The organism is Shewanella frigidimarina NCIMB 400 (assembly GCF_000014705.1).
Classification (GTDB): domain Bacteria; phylum Pseudomonadota; class Gammaproteobacteria; order Enterobacterales; family Shewanellaceae; genus Shewanella; species Shewanella frigidimarina.
The window spans coordinates 894,715-915,375 of sequence record NC_008345.1 but is presented as its reverse complement, the minus strand read 5'-3'; the positions used below and the strand labels follow the sequence as shown (position 1 = coordinate 915,375).

Genomic DNA, 20,661 nt, shown 5'->3' with positions numbered 1-20,661 from the left:
ATCGATTATTGCGCTTAATTGTATCATTTAAAGATACAAATCAAGGTGTAAAAATCTTTACGTAATAGTGTCCTTAAAAGCAATCTAAACCGCAGGCTAGTGCGTATCTAATGGCTCATTCATCATGAGATTTTGGCGCCATGCCCGACACAATCAAACAAGCTATTAATATTGTCTGGTTTAAACGCGACTTGCGCTTGTCTGATCATCAGCCGCTCGTCGATGCGTTTAATCACGATTTACCCTGCTTGCTCATTTATACCTTTGAGCCATTTATGCTGGCTGACTCGCATTATAATGAACGCCATTGGCGCTTTGTGTGGCAGTCGCTGCAAGATATGAATCAACAACTGCTCCGATTTAACGGACAGGTGTATATGTTCAGTATGCCGATGATTGACTTACTGGATGAGATATCCCAAACATTTGAAATTAAGAATATTTATAGTCATCAAGAGATAGGTTTACACAACAGCTTTGAACGCGATAAAACGGTTGCTCGCTGGTGTAATCAACAGCCAGTTAGTTGGCAGCAGTCGCCTACTGGAGCTGTAGTTCGTGGCCGAAAAAATCGTCAGGCATGGGATCAACACTGGCAACAAGTAATGAACAGCCCTATTGCCATCCCCAACTGGCAACAATGTCAGTTACAAAAACTCGATAACTATCAAGAGCCGACTCTTGATAATGCCATCATGGCACACAATGATCAGTTTCAAATAGGTGGCCCCAAAGCAGCCAGAACAATACTGAGCAGTTTTTTAACCCATCGGGGTAAAGACTATCAACGCAGTATTTCAAGCCCGAGCTTAAGTCGGACCCATTGTTCACGCTTATCGCCTTATTTAGCATGGGGAAACATCAGTCTAAAGCAAGTATATCAAGCGACATTAACACGTTATAACGAGGTGCAAACCAGCAACAAAGCGTGGAGAAAACCGTTATTGGCGATGATGTCTCGTTTACATTGGCATTGCCATTTTATGCAAAAATTTGAAAGCCAATGCAGCATGGAATTTACCCCGGTTAACCCTGGGTATGTTGATTACCCCTACCGTACCGACGACAAAGTGCAGCAAGATATTCAACGCTGGGCTGACGGCCAAACGGGGATCCCTATTATCGATGCCTGTATGCGTTGTTTAAAAGAAACCGGCTATATCAACTTTAGAATGCGCGCCATGCTAGTCAGCTTTGTGACTCACCATCTCAATATAGCCTGGCAGCATGCCAGCTTACCGCTAGCCAATTATTTTCTCGATTTCGAACCCGGCATCCATTATCCGCAACTGCAAATGCAAGCCTCGGTCACAGGTATTAACACCATAAGGTTATATAACCCCGTAAAGCAGTCACAAGACCAAGACCCACGCGGTGAGTTTATTCGATTGTGGTGCCCAGAGCTCACCAATTTACCCAATGAGTATATTCATCAACCTTGGCAACAACCGCCTATGGAAGCGATTTTTAACGACATTATCTTAGGTCGTGACTATCCAGAGCCAATGATTGATTTAACTCAAGCATCACAAACTGCCCGCGATCGTTTATGGTCGTATCGCGAACAACCTCAAGTTAAACAGCATATTGTTGCGGTATTAACCCGTCATGTACGCCCAAAGCCCAAACAGAAGAAGGCTCGCCATGACACATAAAAAACCACATTTAGCCCATAAAATCTGTTTGGTATGCCAACGCCCTTTTGCATGGCGTAAAAAATGGGCCAAAGATTGGGACAACGTTAAATATTGTTCTGAACGCTGTCGCCGACATAAATCTGAATAAAGGTAATCACCATGACGACGCTTTACACCAATGCTTCACCAACATTATTGCCGCAAACCAGCACATTGAGACTCATCTTGGGCGATCAACTCAATGCGTCACACTCTTGGTTTAAACAAGTCGATCCTAATGTGGTGTATTTGATTGCCGAGTTGGGACAAGAAGCAAGTTATGTCACTCATCATGTGCAAAAGGTCTGCGCCTTTTTTGCCTCTATGGCGCAATTTGCACAGGCCTTATCCAAGAGTGGTCATCAAGTGATGTACCTAACATTAGATGACACCCAGCACTATGCAGATCTCCCTGCATTACTTGAAAACATCACCACAACCCAGCAACTGACGATATTTGAATATCAACAGCCTGATGAATATCGCTTAGCGCAACAATTGAGTGAACTCGCACTGCCAAAGGTGAGTAAAAACAGCTACGACACAGAACATTTCTTACTGCCATTTGCCGATATTCAGCGCGAATTTACACCGAATAAACATGTGAAAATGGAGTTTTTTTATCGACGCATGCGCAAACGCTTTAATGTATTAATGCAAGAGGGTGAACCATTAGGTGGCCAATGGAATTTTGACCAGCAAAACCGTGCGAGCTTTAAAAAGAATGATCTTGCTGATGTTCCTGCGCCCTTGGTATTTGCTAACGATGTCAGTGATATTTTAGCCCGCCTTAAGCGCCATAATATCAACACCATAGGCAAGGCAGAAAGCCAATTGTTATGGCCAGTGAATCGACGCCAATCACGTGAGTTACTCGACTTTTTTTGCCAGCATTTATTGATCCGCTTTGGTCATTTCCAAGATGCGATGACCGAAAATAGCCGTGCGGATTGGAGCTTATATCATTCAAGGCTATCGTTTGCGCTTAACGCTAAAATTATTTCCCCCAGTGAAGTGATTAATAAAGTCATCGCGCATTGGCAAGCGCATCAACATGATATTTCACTGGCTCAAGTTGAAGGTTTTGTTAGGCAAATACTTGGCTGGCGTGAATATGTTCGCGGTATTTATTGGTGCAATATGCCTAACTACGCCACTAAAAATGCCTTACAAGCACTGCGGCCGCTGCCAGGGTATTTTTGGACCGCCAACACCAAGATGAATTGCATGCACCACGCCATAAAACAGTCACTCGATTATGCTTATGCCCACCATATTCAAAGATTGATGGTGACTGGCTGCTTTAGTTTACTCGCGGGTATCAATCCAGATGAAGTCGACCACTGGTATTTAGGCATTTACATTGATGCCATCGAATGGGTCGAAATGCCCAATACGCGCGGGATGACTCAATTTGCTGACGGCGGAATTGTGGCCACAAAACCTTATGCCGCCAGCGGTAACTATTTGAACAAAATGAGCGACTATTGCAAAAGCTGCCATTACAATGTCAAACTCAAGACAGAACATAACGCTTGCCCATTCAACAGTTTATATTGGCATTTTATTCAGCGGCATCAAGACCAATTTAAACGTAACCCTCGAATGGCAATGGTATATAAAAACTGGCAAAAAATGGATGTGCACACGCAACAGGCCATTATTAACAAAGCCGATAGCCTATTGGAAAATATAGAAAGCTTATAACCTTTAGCTGTCGCGACAGGATGATTTTATGGACAAAATATCTGCTATACGCAGCTTTGTTGAAGTGGCCAGTTGTGGCAGCTTTACCCAAGCGGCCGAGCAACTTGGCTTAAGCCGTTTACAAGTGTCGCGCCATATCAAAGAAGTTGAACAATGGTTAGCGTTGCGATTATTACACCGCACCACGCGCCGAGTTAGCCTCACCCTACAGGGCGAAGAAGCGCTTAATTATTGCCAACGCATTTTAAGTGAAGTGACGGCGATGGAAAGTCGCGCCAACAGCCATAATAATGAACTGGTTGGCAGTATCCGGATCGCCTCACCCATTGGCCTTGGGCAACACAAACTGTATGACGTAGTTGAGGCTTTTTGCCAGCAACATCCTCAAGTTAATATTCAGCTGTTACTGTCGGATAATGTCTCGCAACTGGTGAATGACAGAGTCGATATTGCGCTGCGTTACACCCACCAGCCTGATGAAAGCTTAATCGCCAGACGCTTAATGCATATCGACAGTGTCATTTGCGCATCACCTGACTATCTCGTCAAACATTCAGCCCTATTGTCAGCCAACGACTTATTACAACACAACTGTTTATGCCACTCGAGCCAACCACGTTGGGAGATAATCGATGAGTCTCGAACCTGTTTACTTGATGTGAGCGGTAATTTACAGGCCAATGACATGGGTGTATTGATCAATGCGGCGCTTCGTGGCAACGGCATTGTGTGCTTGCCGACTGATTTAGCTAACCACTATCTTGAACAAGGTGAATTGCTTGAAGTGCTGCCCAACATCACTGCGCCGGGTAAAACGTTGTGGGCGGTTTATTTGTCGCGTAGTTATCAGCAAACCGTCGTCAGAGCCTTTATCGACTTTACCGCTAATGCTTGGCAGCAAGACATTAAAAAATGGCAAGCAAGCTAGAGTGACGGAATGAATGATTGAATGACTAATCGCTACTAAGTAATTTCTATTTTGCACACTCAATTTAGCACTCTCAATTTAGTACTCTCGACTCAGTACTTTCTATTCAAGAAGCAATATTCTATGAGCCTTGATGGAACCGTCTTAATGAATAAGCCCTAATGAATAGGCCCTAACGAATAAGCCCTAATGAATAATATCCAGCAATAGTTGTTGTAATTGTTGTGGTTGATCAAGGCTGGCATCATGGCCGCAATCATCTATTTTATGTAATTGTGTTTGATAAAATACCGCTAACTGTTCGCTACATTTGGGATGAGCTAACTTATCTTGATTGGCGACAATCACGCTAACCGGTATGTCATTCAATATAGGACTGTGAAAACGGGCCGAGGCGTACAATTGGCGTAATCCATTAATAAATGATGTATGGCATTGCAACCTTAGTAAGCTCCAAGCATTAATCACTTCAATACTTTGACCCAAATGCCTGCTGGTAAAATCTAATACCGTTGCCTCTAGCCAATGGCTTTTGTCATTATCCACTTGATTCGACAAGCTGACACGTAAAGCCCTCGCGAGCACAGCCACCAATGATCTCATTAACCCTAAGTATTGGAATCGTTTATACCAAGGTGACAAGTTAGCCGCACTGCTGTTAATTAACACCACATGCTTAACTCGCGAGCGACACTGCGCCGCCATCGTTAGCGCCAGCATACCTCCCATAGACAACCCAACCAATACCACCTTAACTTGGCTTGGTAGCATGCTCTGCTTTAGCAATGCGGCATCGATTTGTTGCCACACCGCATCACAATAGTCTTGCATTTTACCAGGGCTAGGCTGATTGACTAACAGGCCATTACCCGGTAAATCGACGCTAATAACATTCACAGCTTGTTGAGCTAAACGCTGATCAAAACCATACCAATGGCGGCTGTCACGCATTAATCCTCTAAGCAAAACTAAGGTGGTCATTGCTTATCCTCACATAGCCTCATTTAGCTTTTTTAGACCAAAAGCGATTCGCTTGTTGAGTCAATTGTGTCAGCTGTTTAGGCTTTATTTGTTCAATAATTTGCGCATAAGCCGCATCGATAATGAACTGCATTAATACCACGTGACGCCTTAAAATACGTTGATGTCGATGTGTTTTCTGTGGATTGAAATAACCGGAAAAATTAAATAGCTGTCGCGGATTTTTACGCACCCAAGCCCACGATCCCATTTCTAACGTTAATGGAATAAACGGTTTTTCGCTGGCATTATTTGCCACTAAATAATCCCAAATATCACCATGAGTTCGATAAAAATGACTTTGTGGCGCTAACCGATAATGACCATGATGAGGGTAACCCTTTTCGAATAACTGCATTAAATGATAAATATAACCTATGCCTGCAAAAGGTTGCCGAGTATGCGCATGAGGAAACCACACATGGTCTAACAAACCAAAACCAGAATGAGCGTCTAAGGCAATGACACTGCTACTTTGTTGCTGTAATTGTTGCACATAGTTCACTAATGCATGGGTTTCTAGCTCCATGCCGTTTTGACCACGATACCAAGGCAAGCGCGGTGACAGTCGCTGACCGCCAACAAGAAAGGTCACGTCTTCATCTGAATCAATGGGTGCATTACGCATTAAATCAACATTATTGCCATTACCTCGGCTGCCACGCAAAAAGCCCACTGGGTTGACCACAGGTACAAAGGCTAAACGTACATGTTTGAGTAATTGCTGTAAATGAGTATCCCAAGGTAACCGGTTGAGTAAGCTGTCTAAAAAAGCCAACACCACTTGTGCACCAATACGCTCAACACCATGCACCCCACCAACAAATAACACCGTAGGGCAAGGTTGTTGCTGCTGCCCAAGTTCAATGGCAGTTACCGATAATTTTTCGCCTCGATAATACAAATCCGCTAACGACTTATGCCTAAATTGGTGCTGGTGTTGTGCAATTAAGCGCTTTAATGTGTCGATCTCAAACGAATGCTCAAATGAAAACTTAGCCATTAGCCACTTTTTACTGTCACAAAATAATCTTAATAAGGTAACCAGTCATTAAGACAAGTTAATGACAATCGAGTGAAAAACCAAATTCACACATTGCTTAACAATGTTTACATAAAGTAAACAAATCAATGTAGATCATATATTTAGAAATCAATTATTGCCTTTGGTGACCCCTCTCACATTAGCCCTTAAGCAGAACTTTTATCATTATTAATAGAAAATAAAACACTATAGGCACCCTCTATGAGTACAATCGAATCAATTACCTTAATGCTAGCCTTAGTATATAGCACCAGCTTACTGTATTGGGGTGGCAAAAAATGGGGTGCATTGGTCAGCGGGGCATTATTGCTCGGCGCGACTCTTGCTAGCTTTTTCTGGCCGCTTTTACTCATATTGTTGGGTGCGGTATTAGTTGTTACCGCAATAGGACAATATCAACCTGCGTTTGCCAATGCAGAAGGCCGGCCCAATGCAGTACGTGAGATTTGCCAACATTTCTTTGCCCTTTCAATGTTATTGGTTGGAGTGCAATATGCCATCAATGCTGGATTATTGTATGCTGGAGAAACACCCTGGTTAATGAGGCCTGATGTCGGTGATGCATTTTTACCTATTGCGGGCGGCATAGAACTCAAAGCTATTTTAACCCTTGGACTTTGGGATCAAAACCATCCTGCTGCTGTAGTGATGCTGTGTGTAGTATTGCTCACAGGTGTCGTGTGTAAGCGAGCATTTTGTGGTTGGGCTTGTCCACTAGGATTAGCAGGTGAGTACCTTTATAAACTGAGAAAACGTGTTATTCATGCAGAGTTATTACCGCCGGCGTGGATAGACTGGCCACTCAGAATGGTTAAATATTTATTATTAGCGGCACTGCTTTATTTGGTTATTTCGATGCCATCAGCAAGCATTCCAAACTACTTAGCGGGTAATTACCACAAAGTGGCTGACTTAAAAATGGCAGTGTTTTTTATGATGCCATCAATGGTGGCCTTAATCGGTTTTGGAATGATCTTTGCCTTAGCCGCATGGCGTCGCCAAGGTTTTTGCCGTTACATTTGCCCTTATGGCGCGTTGTTGGGCATTGTAAGTTTTTTAAGCCCGTTTAAAATTCGTCGTGATACTCAACATTGTTTAATTGAAACCAAAGGCATGAATTGTGATAAGTGCACTCGTGCCTGCCCTGCCAATATATCGGTGCATACTCAAAAAAATATCCGCTCAGACGAATGCCAAGCTTGCATGCGTTGTGTGTCTGCTTGCCCTAAAAAACAAGCGCTGCAATTTAGTACTCGTAATGGTATCCCGCTTTCGGCCAGAGGATTACTGATTGTGTTACTGACTATTATGTTTATGTTACCGCTGTTTGCTTACGTGAGTGGCTACTGGCACAGTCAAACACCTAGCGCTATAAAAATGGAACTGATTCAGAAACTGGACCGCATTGGTCATTAATTTACATTTTCAAATGGGCAACAAAAAGGGCTGCACAATGCAGCCCTTCAATTAATTAACAATTACCACAATAATTACTTACTGAGTAGTAATCACTTTACGTTTATTGTGCGCGATAATCAGCGCAATAAGACATATTACACCTACAGTAATACCCACGGGCTGGCTCAGCGCTTGCGGCAATCCAAAACCTATACCTGCGGTCATGATGTACGACACTGTCACACAAGTACCAATAATCGCTGGAATACTGACAATCCAATGGAAGGTACCGCGATCAAACAGATACTTAGTCGCAAGCCACAATACGCTAGTTGATAACAACATATTTGAGAATGCGAAATAACGCCAGATTAGGGTGAAATCAATCTTAGTCATAAAATAAGCAATAATCAGAATAGGAATGGCAACCAGTAAACGGTTTCTGACGCTTTGCGGAATTTTAAACGCATCAATAATGGTTAATCGCAATGCTCTAAACGCAGTGTCACCTGAGGTAATTGGGAAAACCGCAACCGCGATAATTGCCATAATACCACCCGCGACACCTAAGTAAGTGGTCGCCACTTGGTTAACAACCATACCAGGGCCACCAATATCGAGAACACTCTTAAGTTCGATATAACCACCAGGGAAAGCTGCGATACCTGCAGTAGCCCACACACATGCCACAACACCTTCCGCAACCATTGCACCATAGTACACAGGACGAACGTATTTTTCGTTAGTTAAACAACGCGCCATAATCGGTGCTTGAGTTGAATGGAATCCGCTGATTGCGCCACAGGTAATAGTGACAAACAACAATGGCCATACTGGTAAACCACTAGGATTAGGCTCCAATAAATCATTGTTGTAGTGACTGTGATCGAAATAAGCAAAGATACCGTCAACAGTAGGTAGTTGCGGCGCATGGATTAGCAATGCAACAGCAATTGATGTTGTCATTACAATCATTAGTAAACCAAATAATGGATACAGTTTTGTAATAATTTTATCTATCGGTAACAAAGTCGCGAGGAAGTAGTAACCTAAAATAAGTAATACCCAAAAGGTATTGTTACTCAAAAAGGTGTCTTTAAAATAATCTAAGTTACTTAGCAGCCCTGCTGGGCTCATGATAAATACAACACCAACGAAGAAGAGCAACATCGCGGTAAATATCAACATGGCACCTTTAAAGTACACATTGAAATAATGGCCGGCAATTTCAGGTAAACTTTTACCGTCTTCTTTAATACTCATCACACCAGAGAAGTAATCGTGAACGGCGCCACCAAGTACGTTACCAATCACAATCCAAACCAGTGCAATAGGGCCATATAATGCACCTAAAATTGGCCCGAATATCGGTCCGACACCGGCGATATTAAGAAATTGAATTAAGAAAGCTTTAACTGGATGAACAGGAACATAGTCAACGCCATCAGTAAATCGTTCTTGAGGGGTTTTAGCAGTAGGGTCGATACCAGCTTGTCGCTCAACGAACGGACTGTAAAATTTGAATCCGAGCACGAGCAGCCCGATACAAATGAGGAAAATCAGCATATTATTATCATCCAATTATTTATAGGAATATATTCAATGTCGAGTTTGTTTCAGTTAGCTTTATAGGTCAAGCAACGGGGTGTTATACCAAAGTAGGGATTGCTACCAATCACTTTTCATGCATATATACTCGCTTTTACGATAAACTATAAGCCTGTTAATGGCTTACCCTTACTCCTTTAAAATTAGCCATTTTATTAGCCATATTCATTCATCAAAAAAATTCAAGCATAATCACTTGTTCACATCGCGACTTCAGGTAGTGCTTCGTATTCCCACAAAAAAGTAAGGGCTAGCTAACCATTTAAACACCCAAGATAATTACGTCGTTGTAAATGCACTATCTAAAAGACATCTTTATAGGTGGCAAGCGAAGTAATACGTCTTACATTATTGCTAAATCAAGTGATCCCCAATGCCTACTCATTCTGATGCGAACAATCTAGACAATTCTATTCCGAAGCTGTTATTTGTTCATTCACTTATTAAAATGATAAAACCTCACCGACAAATATCAGTGAGGTTTTAGTTTTGTAAGCTCAACCAGAATGAACCGTTAGTCTATTTTTGTAGGGTTAGCTCGATGCTAGATTCAACTGATGCTTGGATTTCTGCCTCAGTAAATAGCAATGGACGTAATTGTTTTGTCGAAGAATACAACTCACTTTGATCGGAAAAACTTGGACTCAACACATTGCTAGACTCTGAATAGGTCAAAATGCCCTTTGCCTTAGGACCATCATCAGTAAAGCTCACTGTCATCATCCAACTTGAACCATAACGCACTTGGTAACCTTCAGCCGTTAATCCTGATGCTGTAGCATTACCAGAAACAACATCCATAACAGGGCTATATTTATGCTGAGGAATTAAGGTGTCATCGCCCGATAAACTGGTCGAGAATACGTTAAAGCCACCTTCCGCATTATGGCTACCAGGCCAAGGTAACTTAACCCCAGATGCAGTACCATCAGGAAGTGACTTTTCAACAAATTGCACATCCCCTAACGCAACATCAACCGCAAAACCTGCCGCTTCAAGATTCAAAGCTGCATGAGCTAAAGCCACTAATGCACTACCATCTGTGTTGAGCTTATTGGGCGTGGTTGCCGCACTCATATAATCAAAAGCTTCTGTTAACATGGTGTTTTGATTGAACTGATGGGCAAACTCTCGAAGTAACGCCCCGCCTTTGCTGTCGTTATCTTGTTTACCGTTCCACGCCTTTAGCGCGGCACATGATGCCGAAACATCTTTAGACAATGTTGCGCTAACCATCACCGGCGTAGCCCCTTGTTGCTCACACTGGCTAATTAAGTCGGGTAACACTAATTCAGCAAGATAAGCCCGATTGGATAATAAAGCCGCCTCTAATTCCTCAATATTAAATTTACCGTCATCACCCGCGGCATCTTCCATTAAGGTTAAGCCCATACGAGTACGTAACGATAATTGACCTCGTTCTGGACCGTATAAAGGAGAGTAGTTTTCGAGCGGTGCCGCTAAGTTAGTAGACCAAAAGGAGTTATTTGAGTTTTGCACAAAGTCTGTACGTTCAAGCTTAGGCGCACGTTCATATGGCATTGGCGAATCATAACTAAATACCGAGGTATTACCGGGTAGAATAGTAAACCCTGCTTGGGCTCTCGCCGCTTGTATCGCTGGAGTCGTCTTAATAATATCGACCACTATGTCAGAAAAACCCGGGACGGTTGAGTCGTCAATATAAAACGCATTGCCTTCTTTATCTGCATACATGGTGTTATTAAAAATCACCCCATCATAATTTTTAAACGCTTGTTGAAACTCATCTTTATTGGATGCAAGGTTCATGGCTAACCAATGATCGAGCGGATCTTTATTGGCCATGTTGGCATCTTGAATAAAGAAAGCCTGGCCATCGTCCCATCCAAATGGCGCTAATGTTGGTGGTGCTTCAACCATCGGACCTTTGGCTGTGGTGTAAATATCCTTCTGTGCTACCAACATGCCAGCGGGGCCTGCATTAACTAATACCGAAACCGTTTCTTTGTTGATTGGCATCGGCGAATTATCGTACATATATTGCAATCTATCACCAGCAACTAACTCAAGGTTATACATTACAAAATGTTCTGCGGTTGAAAAGGTATGGGTCCAGGCTACATCTTTATTAAAACCAATGTTAACCAATCCAGGCATACCGGCTAACGAGCCACCCATCACATCCATTTGCCCTGGTATAGTCAAATGCGACTGCCAAAAACGTAAATTACCGGTATGCGGAAAATGCGGGTTGCCCAACACCATGCCTTTACCATTTTCGGTTTTATCCTTTCCTAAACCCCAACCATTAGAGCCCAAATTTCGCGGATTAGTTTCCGGTGTGGTAATGGTTGCAGACCGTGCGATTAATTTGTTGTTCATATCCTGCACAAACGCAGTTTGCGCAGTGGACGGGGCTGGTCCAACAATACGCGGTAAATACTCTTGAGCATCGCCAGGGTTGGCGTAAAAAATTAAATCTAAAAAGTTTGCCGCCCCAGGTAATAGCGCGATGGAAAATAGATAGCTTGCTACATCGACACCGCTAATAGGTTTAACCCACGGTTGACCAGCACAAAATGGCTCACCGGTTTGAGTGCCGGCTTCTACATCAGCTAGATACTGATTATAACCCGCACTAAAACCTTCCATTAATGCACGCGAATTATAACTAAACTGTGGATATTGGTTTTCTGCAAGCTGCCTGATTTTCAATGCTTTGTAGGCAAAGTCAGAAATTAAGTTACCGTTATCTTCACTGGTTGGAAGTCCGGTTGTAAAGTCAATCGATGCATGGGGGCCAAAGTACATCGACCGTTCAGAATTGGCTTTAATAAAGCCATCCGCTATCACACATAAATTATCTTGTGCTTGGGCATAACCATTACCGAAACCAAGACTCTCTAAATTGTCGGCTGTAATGTGTGGTACACCATATTGAGTTCGGCGAATTTGAACTTTTAAGGTGCCATTAGGAGCAAAAGCTTGTAAAGGAGGAGTAACGACTTCGGGTTGTGGATCTGGTTGAGGGGTTTTACCGTATTGAGTGTCATCACCGCAACCCACTATCGCAACGCTAGAAGCCATACCGATAGCGAGTAGAATTTTATTCAGTTTCATTATTATTATCCTTGTTGTATCCCAATGCTAATCAGCAAAATGGATGAGGTACTTAATCCTTTATGCCTCAATTTAAGCTAACAGCACCGCCAAAGTAATCCCAATCACCTTGAAACGAATGCGCTGTTGTTAAATACAACAAAGACATGCATTGCTATTTAAGCAATCATTCTCTCGTGTGTCTACATCTTGATAGAAATAGCCTCAATAAACTTGAGTACACTATTAACTCTATGTAGTTAAACAATAAACTCTATGTAGCTAAACAGTAATTATAATTTTTTTAGCCATAAAAAAACGCAACCCAACAATAATACAATTATCGTTGGGTTGCGCCGACGTTGACATGAGATCAGTCTAGTGGTTATTTATTCCACGGATTGTTTGGATCAAATGTAGGCTGCGGCTTATTTTGATTACTACGCTGTGTCGCTGCATCACTGTCATTTGAACGACTCGATGAGGAGTATGAAGGTGATGACGAAGAAGCATATGAACGACTTTGATTATGTTTCATTTGTTCATAATCAGCCGTTGCTTTGGCTTTCATTTCGGCAACTAACTCAACCGTTAAAGGCTGCGGCTTACGCGGTAAAATACCGTCAGCAAAACCACGTTCACGAGGTTTTAATTCAAATTGTGCTGAGTTACCTTTTGGCATACGCTTGAAACGATATAAATAAAAATTTTCAACACGCTCTCTCGCCCATTCCGTCTTTTTTAGGAACTTAACACAAGCGTCCATATTAGGGTTGGTATTGAAGCACTCTAGGCGCAAGGCTGCGTATAGAATTTTCCAATCATAAAATGCCACTAACTCAGATATCATCGTTTCTGATTTTAAACCGTGAAGTGGATTATTTTGCTGCAGTTCTACCATGCTATCTCATGACCTCAAAAGCTGTCTCTATAATGTGTATAGTTTACCGTTAAAATGCGCCATCGTCTTTATTGATCTTTCACACTAAAGGTAACGAGTTAACTAAAACTCATTACCTTTAGTAGCAGATCACAATCGTTTTTTTCATCAATTGTTGATGATACTCACAGATATCGCCCTAAAAATAACCACTGAGTCGTTAACAAAAGGTAAATTAATCCGTATATTGAAAGAGATAGACTGACATTTAGTTAACAGCGTGTGTTAAAATAATACAAATAAAAAATATCATCATTATCAAAGATTTTTGGGGACATTGGCTTGAAGTTATCACCTGCATTATTGTACTTATTTATGTTGATTTCGCCTTGGGTTGTAGCTGAAGAATCTCTTAGCGACCTTGATTTGGATTTAGATTCACTGATGGCGATGGATGTACAAGTAACTTCGGCGATGAAAAGAACCCAATCAGCCTTTGAAACCGCCTCATCTATATACGTATTAACCAAAGAACAAATTACTCGTTCAGGCGTAACTTCTGTGCCAGAAGCGCTGAAAATGGTCCCCGGATTAGCCGTTAGGCAACTTGATAATAATCAATGGGCGATTTCATCACGTGGTGTTGCTTCGCGATTTTCAAGCAAATTATTGGTCATGATCGACGGTCAAAGTTTATATACACCTGAGTTTGCCGCCGTTTATTGGGAAACCCTGAACGTGCCGTTATACGATATTGAACGTATCGAAATTATCCGCGGCCAAGGTGGGTTACTGTGGGGCAGCAATGCCACTAATGGCGTTATTAATATCATTACTAAAAACAGCATTGATACTCGGGGCCTATATGCTGATGTCAGCAGTGGTAGCCAGCTTAATGTTGATACCAACCTTCGTTATGGTGGCGATATCGGTAATAACGGCAGCTTTAGAGTCTATGGTCATGTGAAAGATGGCCAGACATCGGACAAAGGCATTAAGATGGCGCCGGCTGACTTTACTGAGCAACAATCAGCTGGAGTACGGTTTGATTTCACACCTAACGATCAATGGTCTGGTCTTATTCAAGGTGATATCACTCAGTCAACATTAGGCCAAAATTTTAATGGTGTCGTTGACAGCAGTAACCGCAATATCTCATTTACCGGTAGCTTAGATCGTACCGATGCTCGCATCATGGCAAGATTGGAAAATCGCATTTCACCTTCCGCCAACCAAATGCTACAAACATCTTGGTTAAAGCAAAGTGGTGAGCAAACTTATATTCAAGAAGAGTTCGAATCATTTGATCTTGATTACCAAATTAATTTTTTGTACCAAGACTTGCAGTTTGATTGGGGGCTAAATTATCGTTACAACGCTATTTCATTTGCACAAAGTACTTTTATACAAAGTGGCGGTGGTTTTGATAATCTTCAGCAGTATGGAACATTAGCACAAGCTCAATATAACGTGATTGCAGATAAATTAGACTTTATTGTGGGTGTCAAAGTTGACCATAACGATTTGACTGGCTGGGAAAGCCAACCGTTAGCAAGGTTAGTATGGAAACCACAGAATAACCAAGTCGTATGGTTATCTGTATCAAAAAGTGTTCTCGTGCCGTCGTTACTGATGTTTAACGACAACTACATTATTGATGGTCAAAGAGTCGAAGAAGTATCACCTATCACTACAGGCATACCCGAAATTGATCGTTATTACATCCGAACTTATCTAAATGGTAATAACAAGGTGAAGTCAGAAAAGTCGGTATCTTATGAAATGGGCTATCGTTTATCTGATACTACATGGGCGCTAGATTTATCAGTTTATCATACCGACACGGATAATGTTGCCGTGATCGAAATCGATCCTAATATCGATCAATTTATCCCCGTTTTTACAATGTTACAAGCTGGACAAATTGATGCTGCAGTACAAGCATTAACGACAACATCAATTAACTTTAACTTAGTATCTAATGCCGGGCTTACCACTGAAGGTGGTGATGTGGTTTTATCATGGCAACCGGTAGACAACTTTACTGCCGAAGTAGGTTATAGCTATAACACCTTTAATTACGATTTAGTGGACAATACTTTTCCCGCAATTGGCTATGACTCAACCAGTCGCCAACTCTTTACTAAAGCTGATATACATTTTTTTGAACAACATAATATTTTTGCTTCACTCAGAGTTGAAAATAGTGATGCCTATCGAACAGATAATTATACCGCTCTCGATATAACCTGGAATTGGGCTTTTCAGCCTAATTGGGCCTTCGCCATTATGGGCAAAAACCTGTTCGCAGGCACGCATCTTGAGTATGGCAATCATGGTGAAACGTACACGCAATCAACCTTTATAGATGAAAGTGTCACTTTTAAAATTACGGCGAAATTCTAACTGACTTGATGTTAACCATTAAACGTATTCTGTTTGGATCATTAATAACGCTTTTGCTTTCCATAAGCCAAGGCGCGATTGCTGTTGAAAAAGAATATGCACTAAAAGCTGGTTTTTTATTTAACTTTGCCCGTTACGGCGAATGGAATAATCAGGCTAATACGGCCAGTTCTTTTACACTGTACAGCCCTGATAATAGCTTTATCAGTGTCTCGCGCTCAATTCTCAAGGGTCGTAAAGTCAATAATTTACCGATAGAGAATGTCGAAGTGAGCCTCACAGAAACGAATTTAGCCCAGTGCAATATCTTGTTTATCACAACCGACACCCTTGAATCTTGGCAACAATTGAATAATAAATATCTTGCAGATGTCATGATCGTCGGTGAAACTGACAACTTTATAGAGCAAGGTGGCCATATTCGTTTCTTTTTATCCGGTGGTAAAATTCGTTTTGAAGTCTCACCCGACAAGTTAAAATTGTCTGGTATCACGATGAGTTCAAAAGTATTGCGCCTAGGTCGAGTAGTGAACAATTAATGCTATGAAACAATTTTTCGCACTCAATACTATCAGTAAAAAATTGCAGTTCATTTTAATGAGCGTTGCCCTAATTTCTACACTGACAGTGACATCAATATTTAGCGCCTTCGAGCTATCTTCCGCTAAAAGAGAACAAGTTGAAAGTTTACACAGCTTATCGCAAATGCTGTCACCTAATATCACCGCAGCCTTATTGTTTGATGATCAAGATGCTATTCAAGAACTGATTAATCCTATTTTGTTAAGATCAGATGTATTGTCAGTCAGTGTCACTAATGTTGAAGGCGCAGTTTTAGCTCAAGCATTATCAAAGCGCCCTTCTATGACTCTGACTGATGACGATCTCAATGACATCACCCAAGTAATAACACCATTAACACTCGACAACCAAAACTATGGTGATTTACACATATCGGTAGATGACAGCATTATTACTGATAGGATTTCGTTTTACGGCCAATTTATTGTGCTATTACTCTTATCATCCCTTTGTGCCAGCTTTTTTCTATCATTATTTTTACGTCGTAAATTTTTAAGTCCGATGTTATACCTCGCTAAAATTTCGCAAAAAATAACCGAATCACAAGATTACAGTTTACGTGCTCAAATTCAGTCTGAAGATGAAATTGGCCAATTAACCACATGTTTTAATAGCATGTTAGATAATATTGAACAGCGTGAGAGTTCCCTTGAAACTGAAGTAAAACTGCGTACTGGAGAACTTGAAAATGCCAATAGCCAGTTACACGAATATGCCTATCAAGATGGATTAACTCTGTTACCTAATCGACGTTATTTCTATGAAAAACTTCAATCGCTCATTGATACTGACCACATGGTTTTTGCGTTAATTTTTATCGATCTTGATGGTTTCAAAGAGATCAACGATTCCTTAGGCCATGAATATGGGGATAGGTTGCTGCATCAAGTTGCTAAACGTTTACGCGGGTGCGTTCGAGATCATGATACGGTTGCGCGACTCGGCGGAGACGAATTCACTTTAATTATTGAAGATGTGAGTGACTTAGAACACGCTGCCTCAATTGCTGAAAAAGTGAAAAGTAGCCTGATGCAATGCATTAGCATTGAAGAGGTACAAGTTAATGTGACGGGTAGCATCGGACTCACGTTTTATCCTGCTGATGGCCAAAATGTTGAAGCGTTAGTTAAACATGCCGACCAAGCCATGTACTTATCTAAAAGCAAAGGCCGCAATCGATATGAGTTTTTCTCTCATGCTATTGAAGAACAAGCCATTGAAAAACGTCGCCTTATCGAAGAAATCCGCATCGCACTCAAACTCGGTCAATTTGTGTTGTTTTATCAACCTATTTTTGATCAATGCGGCGTTACAGTTACTAAGGCAGAAGCGCTCATCCGTTGGGATCATCCACAACGCGGCCTTATTGGACCCAATGAATTTATTCCAGTGGCCGAACAAAATGGTTTAATAGAAGAAATTGGTAACTGGGTAAGAAATCAAGCGATTGAAGATGCCGCTCATTTTTATCAGTTGTCGGGCAACAAAATGCAAGTGAGCGTTAATACCTCACCGCTACAAATTGATCATGAGGGTTTGTGGGTCGATGAATGGATATTAGCGTGCAATAAATTCAATTTACCTCGCGATACCATGATTATTGAAGTGACAGAAAATACCTTGATGGACCCAGACTCACCCATTCAACAACAAATGCTGCGACTCAACAATTACGGTATTGATATCGCCATTGATGATTTTGGGGTCGGATATTCATCATTAGCCTATTTGCAGCGGCTCGATATTGATATTTTAAAAATTGACCGTTCATTTATTAAGCATATGGAAAGCAATGAAAATAGTATTGCGTTGGTGCGAGCCATTATCACCATGGCACATCATTTAAAGGTTAAAGTGGTCGCTGAGGGCGTTGAAACCATAGGGCAGCATCAGTTACTTCAACAACTTTCATGCGATTACTTACAAGGCTATTTATTTGCCAAACCTATGCCGACACAAAATTTTATTGACCGTTATGTCAGATCATCAACACTTGCCGCAGAGTAATAACACAACTGAAAATAGTGATGTAAAAATAGTATTCTGAGTATCTTACTTCTGCATTAAATCTTCGAATAAAGGCATTCATAAACCTGGCTGTGGCAGAAGATTATCGAGACGGCTGACTGTTATAAAGTACCAGATGGTGCAGCCAATAGTGCTAGAAATTAATCGGCCTGCTATGCACAGACCGACAAAGTATTTAGATAAATACCTTCGATTAAAATCATTCGATTAACGATTTACATCAACAACCACACGGCCACGAACCTTACCTGCTAACAAATCACTTGCCACATCAATCGCTTCAGTCAGGCTGATCTCCTGAACAATGTCATCGAAAACACCAACATCCAGGATTTCACCTAAACGTTGCCATGCCTCAATACGGTCAGCTAAAGGTCGCATTACACTGTCAACACCCGCTAGGGTCACACAACGTAAAATAAACGGCGCTACGCTGGCAGGAAAATCCATTCCCTGTGCCAAACCACAAGCGGCAACCGTTCCACCATACTTGGTACTGGCACACACATTGGCTAAAGTATGGCTGCCGACAGAATCAACAGCACCAGCCCAACGCTCTTTTGCTAATGGACGACCCGCTTCTGACAAAGTTGTGCGATCGATAATGTCTTTAGCACCTAATTTTCTTAGGTAGTCACTTTCATCCATTCGGCCAGTCGAAGCGACGACGTGATAGCCCAACTTAGCTAAAATAGCGATAGCAAAACTGCCTACTCCGCCATTAGCACCAGTGACAAGCACCTCACCTTTATCTGGCGTTACGCCATTTTTCTCAAGAGCTATCACACATAACATTGCGGTATAGCCTGCTGTGCCTATCGCCATTGCTTGTTGCGGTGAAAATGCCTTTGGCAGTGGAATAAGCCATTCACTTTTTAAACGGGCTTTAGTGGCCAAGCCACCACAATGGGTTTCGCCTACCCCAAAACCATTTAATAATACCGTATCACCCGTAACGAATTTGTCGCTATCGCTATGTTCGACAATGCCTACTAGATCAATGCCTGGCACAATAGGGAATGATCTCACTACCGGCGCTTTACCGGTAATCGCGAGCGCATCTTTATAATTGAGGGTGCTATAAAGCACATTTACCGTCACATCACCTTCAGGTAGCACGCTTTCATCAATGCTTTTCACTGTGGTGCGGTAACCTTGGTCATCTTTCTCGATCAACATGCCATTAAACATTCTGCACTCCTAATTTAGACTGATCGTCTATTAATGATTAAAAAATTTTACTTTGGTAACGCTGCCATAAAATGATCATAGTAGTTATCAAGCGGTCGTTCATCTTGAACTAACTTTGCGCGGCTTACCGCCCCTTCCCAGCCAACCCAAAAACTTTCCGCTAGGGCATCACAATCTGTTGTTTCAGCGATTTGTCCAAGTGATTGTGCGGCCTTGAGGCAGCGAGCTAAACAAGCTTGCCAACTCAAAAAAATCTCGATAATAAGCGGCCTAAAGCTCTCTGGTAAAACGCCCACTTCTTGCCCCAAATTACCCACTAAACAACCACGTTTAAATTGGTATCGAATCATTCCTGCTTTAGCATCTTCAACAAAATGTCTAATTCGCGTTAACGGCAAATAAGCTTCATCGAGCAAATGGATCTCAAGTTTATGTAAAAAGTATTCAGCATAGTTCTGCAATACCGCTTGGCCAAAGGCTTCTTTACTCGCAAAATAATGATAAAAAGAGCCTTTCGGTACGCCAACCTTTTTCAAAATAGGTTCTATACCCGATGAGGCAAAACCTTGCTCTGTCAATTGTTCAAGACCACTACGAATAAGCTCAGCCCGAGTATCAGGATTATCTCGCGATACTTTAGGTGGTCTACCTCTGCGCGGTTTAGGGTTTGAACTAGTATGTGGACTCGTCATTATATCTAAGCTTAAATTGTTCATAGGCCAATATTAGACCGAACGTCTATTTAAATGCAATAACATTGTATTAAATCGCGGTTTGAAGCCCAGTTTCCCACTAATATCAGGGGGAGGACAACATTAACATAAGCCAGTAAGGTCCAATCTCACAGAAATGTTATCACTAAACTAGCACACTAACTTAACCCACTATTGCTACTGAAGTCGCCAATAGATATTCCACCATATCCATGCCGTGAAGTATGAGTATGAGTATTTTGAAACAGTCGCCTTACTAATGTTTGAAAATGAAGCGGTCATTCATCACATGTCACCCGGTAAGATCAAATATTTCCGGCATAGTTACTTGAGCTAAAACCATTTGAATTCAAATCATTTGAACTGTAATCACTTGCGTAAAAACACCTTATTAATAG

Annotated in this window: 15 protein-coding genes; 8 read left to right on the top strand and 7 right to left on the bottom strand. The window is 41.7% G+C overall.

The genetic code is table 11. From position 1 onward, the window contains the following. Positions 1-140 precede the first annotated feature (140 nt). The 4 genes from SFRI_RS04035 to SFRI_RS04025 are packed head-to-tail and all read left to right on the top strand — an operon-like array spanning position 141 to position 4,311. Complete coding sequence (locus SFRI_RS04035; RefSeq protein WP_011636258.1) at positions 141-1,655, top strand: cryptochrome/deoxyribodipyrimidine photo-lyase family protein; 1,515 nt, start codon at positions 141-143, stop codon at positions 1,653-1,655. Continuing rightward, positions 1,645-1,785, top strand: coding sequence for a DUF2256 domain-containing protein (locus tag SFRI_RS21185; protein ID WP_011636257.1), 141 nt, complete (start codon positions 1,645-1,647; stop codon positions 1,783-1,785). Before SFRI_RS04035 ends, SFRI_RS21185 begins: the two co-directional genes overlap by 11 nt. Positions 1,786-1,796: 11 nt before the next feature. Beyond that, positions 1,797-3,383, top strand: coding sequence for a cryptochrome/photolyase family protein (locus SFRI_RS04030; RefSeq protein WP_011636256.1), 1,587 nt, complete (start codon positions 1,797-1,799; stop codon positions 3,381-3,383). Positions 3,384-3,411: 28 nt separating this feature from the next. Further along, positions 3,412-4,311 (top strand): LysR family transcriptional regulator, encoded by a 900-nt coding sequence (locus tag SFRI_RS04025; RefSeq protein WP_011636255.1) that lies wholly within the window; start codon positions 3,412-3,414, stop codon positions 4,309-4,311. A gap of 186 nt (positions 4,312-4,497) precedes the next feature. On the opposite strand, the gene SFRI_RS04020 is transcribed toward SFRI_RS04025, so the two are convergent. Then, positions 4,498-5,292 (bottom strand): alpha/beta fold hydrolase, encoded by a 795-nt coding sequence (locus SFRI_RS04020; RefSeq protein ID WP_011636254.1) that lies wholly within the window; start codon positions 5,290-5,292, stop codon positions 4,498-4,500. Between the two features lie 19 nt (positions 5,293-5,311). Further along, a complete protein-coding gene (locus SFRI_RS04015; RefSeq protein ID WP_011636253.1) occupies positions 5,312-6,334 on the bottom strand; it encodes a DUF2817 domain-containing protein in 1,023 nt (340 codons plus the stop codon). A gap of 243 nt (positions 6,335-6,577) precedes the next feature. On the opposite strand from SFRI_RS04015, the gene SFRI_RS04010 reads away from it, so the two are divergent. After that, a complete protein-coding gene (locus SFRI_RS04010; protein WP_011636252.1) occupies positions 6,578-7,792 on the top strand; it encodes a 4Fe-4S binding protein in 1,215 nt (404 codons plus the stop codon). 78 nt (positions 7,793-7,870) lie between these two features. On the opposite strand, the gene SFRI_RS04005 is transcribed toward SFRI_RS04010, so the two are convergent. The 3 genes from SFRI_RS04005 to SFRI_RS03995 form a co-directional block, all read right to left on the bottom strand. Beyond that, the gene (locus tag SFRI_RS04005; protein WP_011636251.1) at positions 7,871-9,340 is read right to left on the bottom strand and encodes a carbon starvation CstA family protein; all 1,470 of its coding nucleotides are present in this window, start codon (positions 9,338-9,340) and stop codon (positions 7,871-7,873) included. A gap of 561 nt (positions 9,341-9,901) precedes the next feature. Beyond that, complete coding sequence (locus tag SFRI_RS04000) at positions 9,902-12,484, bottom strand: acylase (protein WP_011636250.1); 2,583 nt, start codon at positions 12,482-12,484, stop codon at positions 9,902-9,904. A gap of 364 nt (positions 12,485-12,848) precedes the next feature. Then, positions 12,849-13,364, bottom strand: coding sequence for a VF530 family protein (locus SFRI_RS03995; protein WP_011636249.1), 516 nt, complete (start codon positions 13,362-13,364; stop codon positions 12,849-12,851). Between the two features lie 321 nt (positions 13,365-13,685). On the opposite strand from SFRI_RS03995, the gene SFRI_RS03990 reads away from it, so the two are divergent. Genes SFRI_RS03990 through SFRI_RS03980 form a run of 3 tightly spaced genes read left to right on the top strand, consistent with a single transcriptional unit; the run spans position 13,686 to position 18,338 of the window. Further along, positions 13,686-15,749 (top strand): TonB-dependent receptor plug domain-containing protein, encoded by a 2,064-nt coding sequence (locus tag SFRI_RS03990; protein WP_011636248.1) that lies wholly within the window; start codon positions 13,686-13,688, stop codon positions 15,747-15,749. An 8-nt stretch (positions 15,750-15,757) separates the two neighbouring features. Further along, positions 15,758-16,288: a YfiR family protein gene (locus tag SFRI_RS03985; protein WP_011636247.1), complete on the top strand. Its 531-nt coding sequence runs from the start codon at positions 15,758-15,760 to the stop codon at positions 16,286-16,288. Between the two features lie 4 nt (positions 16,289-16,292). Continuing rightward, positions 16,293-18,338: a putative bifunctional diguanylate cyclase/phosphodiesterase gene (locus SFRI_RS03980; protein ID WP_011636246.1), complete on the top strand. Its 2,046-nt coding sequence runs from the start codon at positions 16,293-16,295 to the stop codon at positions 18,336-18,338. Positions 18,339-18,566: 228 nt separating this feature from the next. Here the strand turns inward: SFRI_RS03980 and acuI are convergent, their stop codons facing one another. Together acuI and acuR are read right to left on the bottom strand one after the other, a co-directional pair. Next, positions 18,567-19,550, bottom strand: coding sequence for an acrylyl-CoA reductase (NADPH) (acuI, locus tag SFRI_RS03975; protein ID WP_011636245.1), 984 nt, complete (start codon positions 19,548-19,550; stop codon positions 18,567-18,569). Positions 19,551-19,597: 47 nt separating this feature from the next. Further along, positions 19,598-20,242 (bottom strand): acrylate utilization transcriptional regulator AcuR, encoded by a 645-nt coding sequence (gene acuR, locus SFRI_RS03970; RefSeq protein WP_041412785.1) that lies wholly within the window; start codon positions 20,240-20,242, stop codon positions 19,598-19,600. Positions 20,243-20,661: the final 419 nt, after the last annotated feature.

What these genes read in the sequence shown, in the direction of transcription:
- SFRI_RS21185 (WP_011636257.1), top strand. Translation starts at nt 1,645, where the DNA reads ATGACACATAAAAAACCACATTTAGCCCATAAAATCTGTTTGGTATGC.
- SFRI_RS04025 (WP_011636255.1), top strand. Translation starts at nt 3,412, where the DNA reads ATGGACAAAATATCTGCTATACGCAGCTTTGTTGAAGTGGCCAGTTGT.
- SFRI_RS04005 (WP_011636251.1), bottom strand. Translation starts at nt 9,340, where the DNA reads ATGCTGATTTTCCTCATTTGTATCGGGCTGCTCGTGCTCGGATTCAAA.
- acuI (WP_011636245.1), bottom strand. Translation starts at nt 19,550, where the DNA reads ATGTTTAATGGCATGTTGATCGAGAAAGATGACCAAGGTTACCGCACC.
- SFRI_RS03985 (WP_011636247.1), top strand. Translation starts at nt 15,758, where the DNA reads ATGTTAACCATTAAACGTATTCTGTTTGGATCATTAATAACGCTTTTG.
- SFRI_RS04020 (WP_011636254.1), bottom strand. Translation starts at nt 5,292, where the DNA reads ATGACCACCTTAGTTTTGCTTAGAGGATTAATGCGTGACAGCCGCCAT.
- SFRI_RS03995 (WP_011636249.1), bottom strand. Translation starts at nt 13,364, where the DNA reads ATGGTAGAACTGCAGCAAAATAATCCACTTCACGGTTTAAAATCAGAA.
- SFRI_RS04015 (WP_011636253.1), bottom strand. Translation starts at nt 6,334, where the DNA reads ATGGCTAAGTTTTCATTTGAGCATTCGTTTGAGATCGACACATTAAAG.
- SFRI_RS04000 (WP_011636250.1), bottom strand. Translation starts at nt 12,484, where the DNA reads ATGAAACTGAATAAAATTCTACTCGCTATCGGTATGGCTTCTAGCGTT.
- SFRI_RS04035 (WP_011636258.1), top strand. Translation starts at nt 141, where the DNA reads ATGCCCGACACAATCAAACAAGCTATTAATATTGTCTGGTTTAAACGC.
- SFRI_RS03980 (WP_011636246.1), top strand. Translation starts at nt 16,293, where the DNA reads ATGAAACAATTTTTCGCACTCAATACTATCAGTAAAAAATTGCAGTTC.
- SFRI_RS04010 (WP_011636252.1), top strand. Translation starts at nt 6,578, where the DNA reads ATGAGTACAATCGAATCAATTACCTTAATGCTAGCCTTAGTATATAGC.
- SFRI_RS04030 (WP_011636256.1), top strand. Translation starts at nt 1,797, where the DNA reads ATGACGACGCTTTACACCAATGCTTCACCAACATTATTGCCGCAAACC.
- acuR (WP_041412785.1), bottom strand. Translation starts at nt 20,242, where the DNA reads ATGACGAGTCCACATACTAGTTCAAACCCTAAACCGCGCAGAGGTAGA.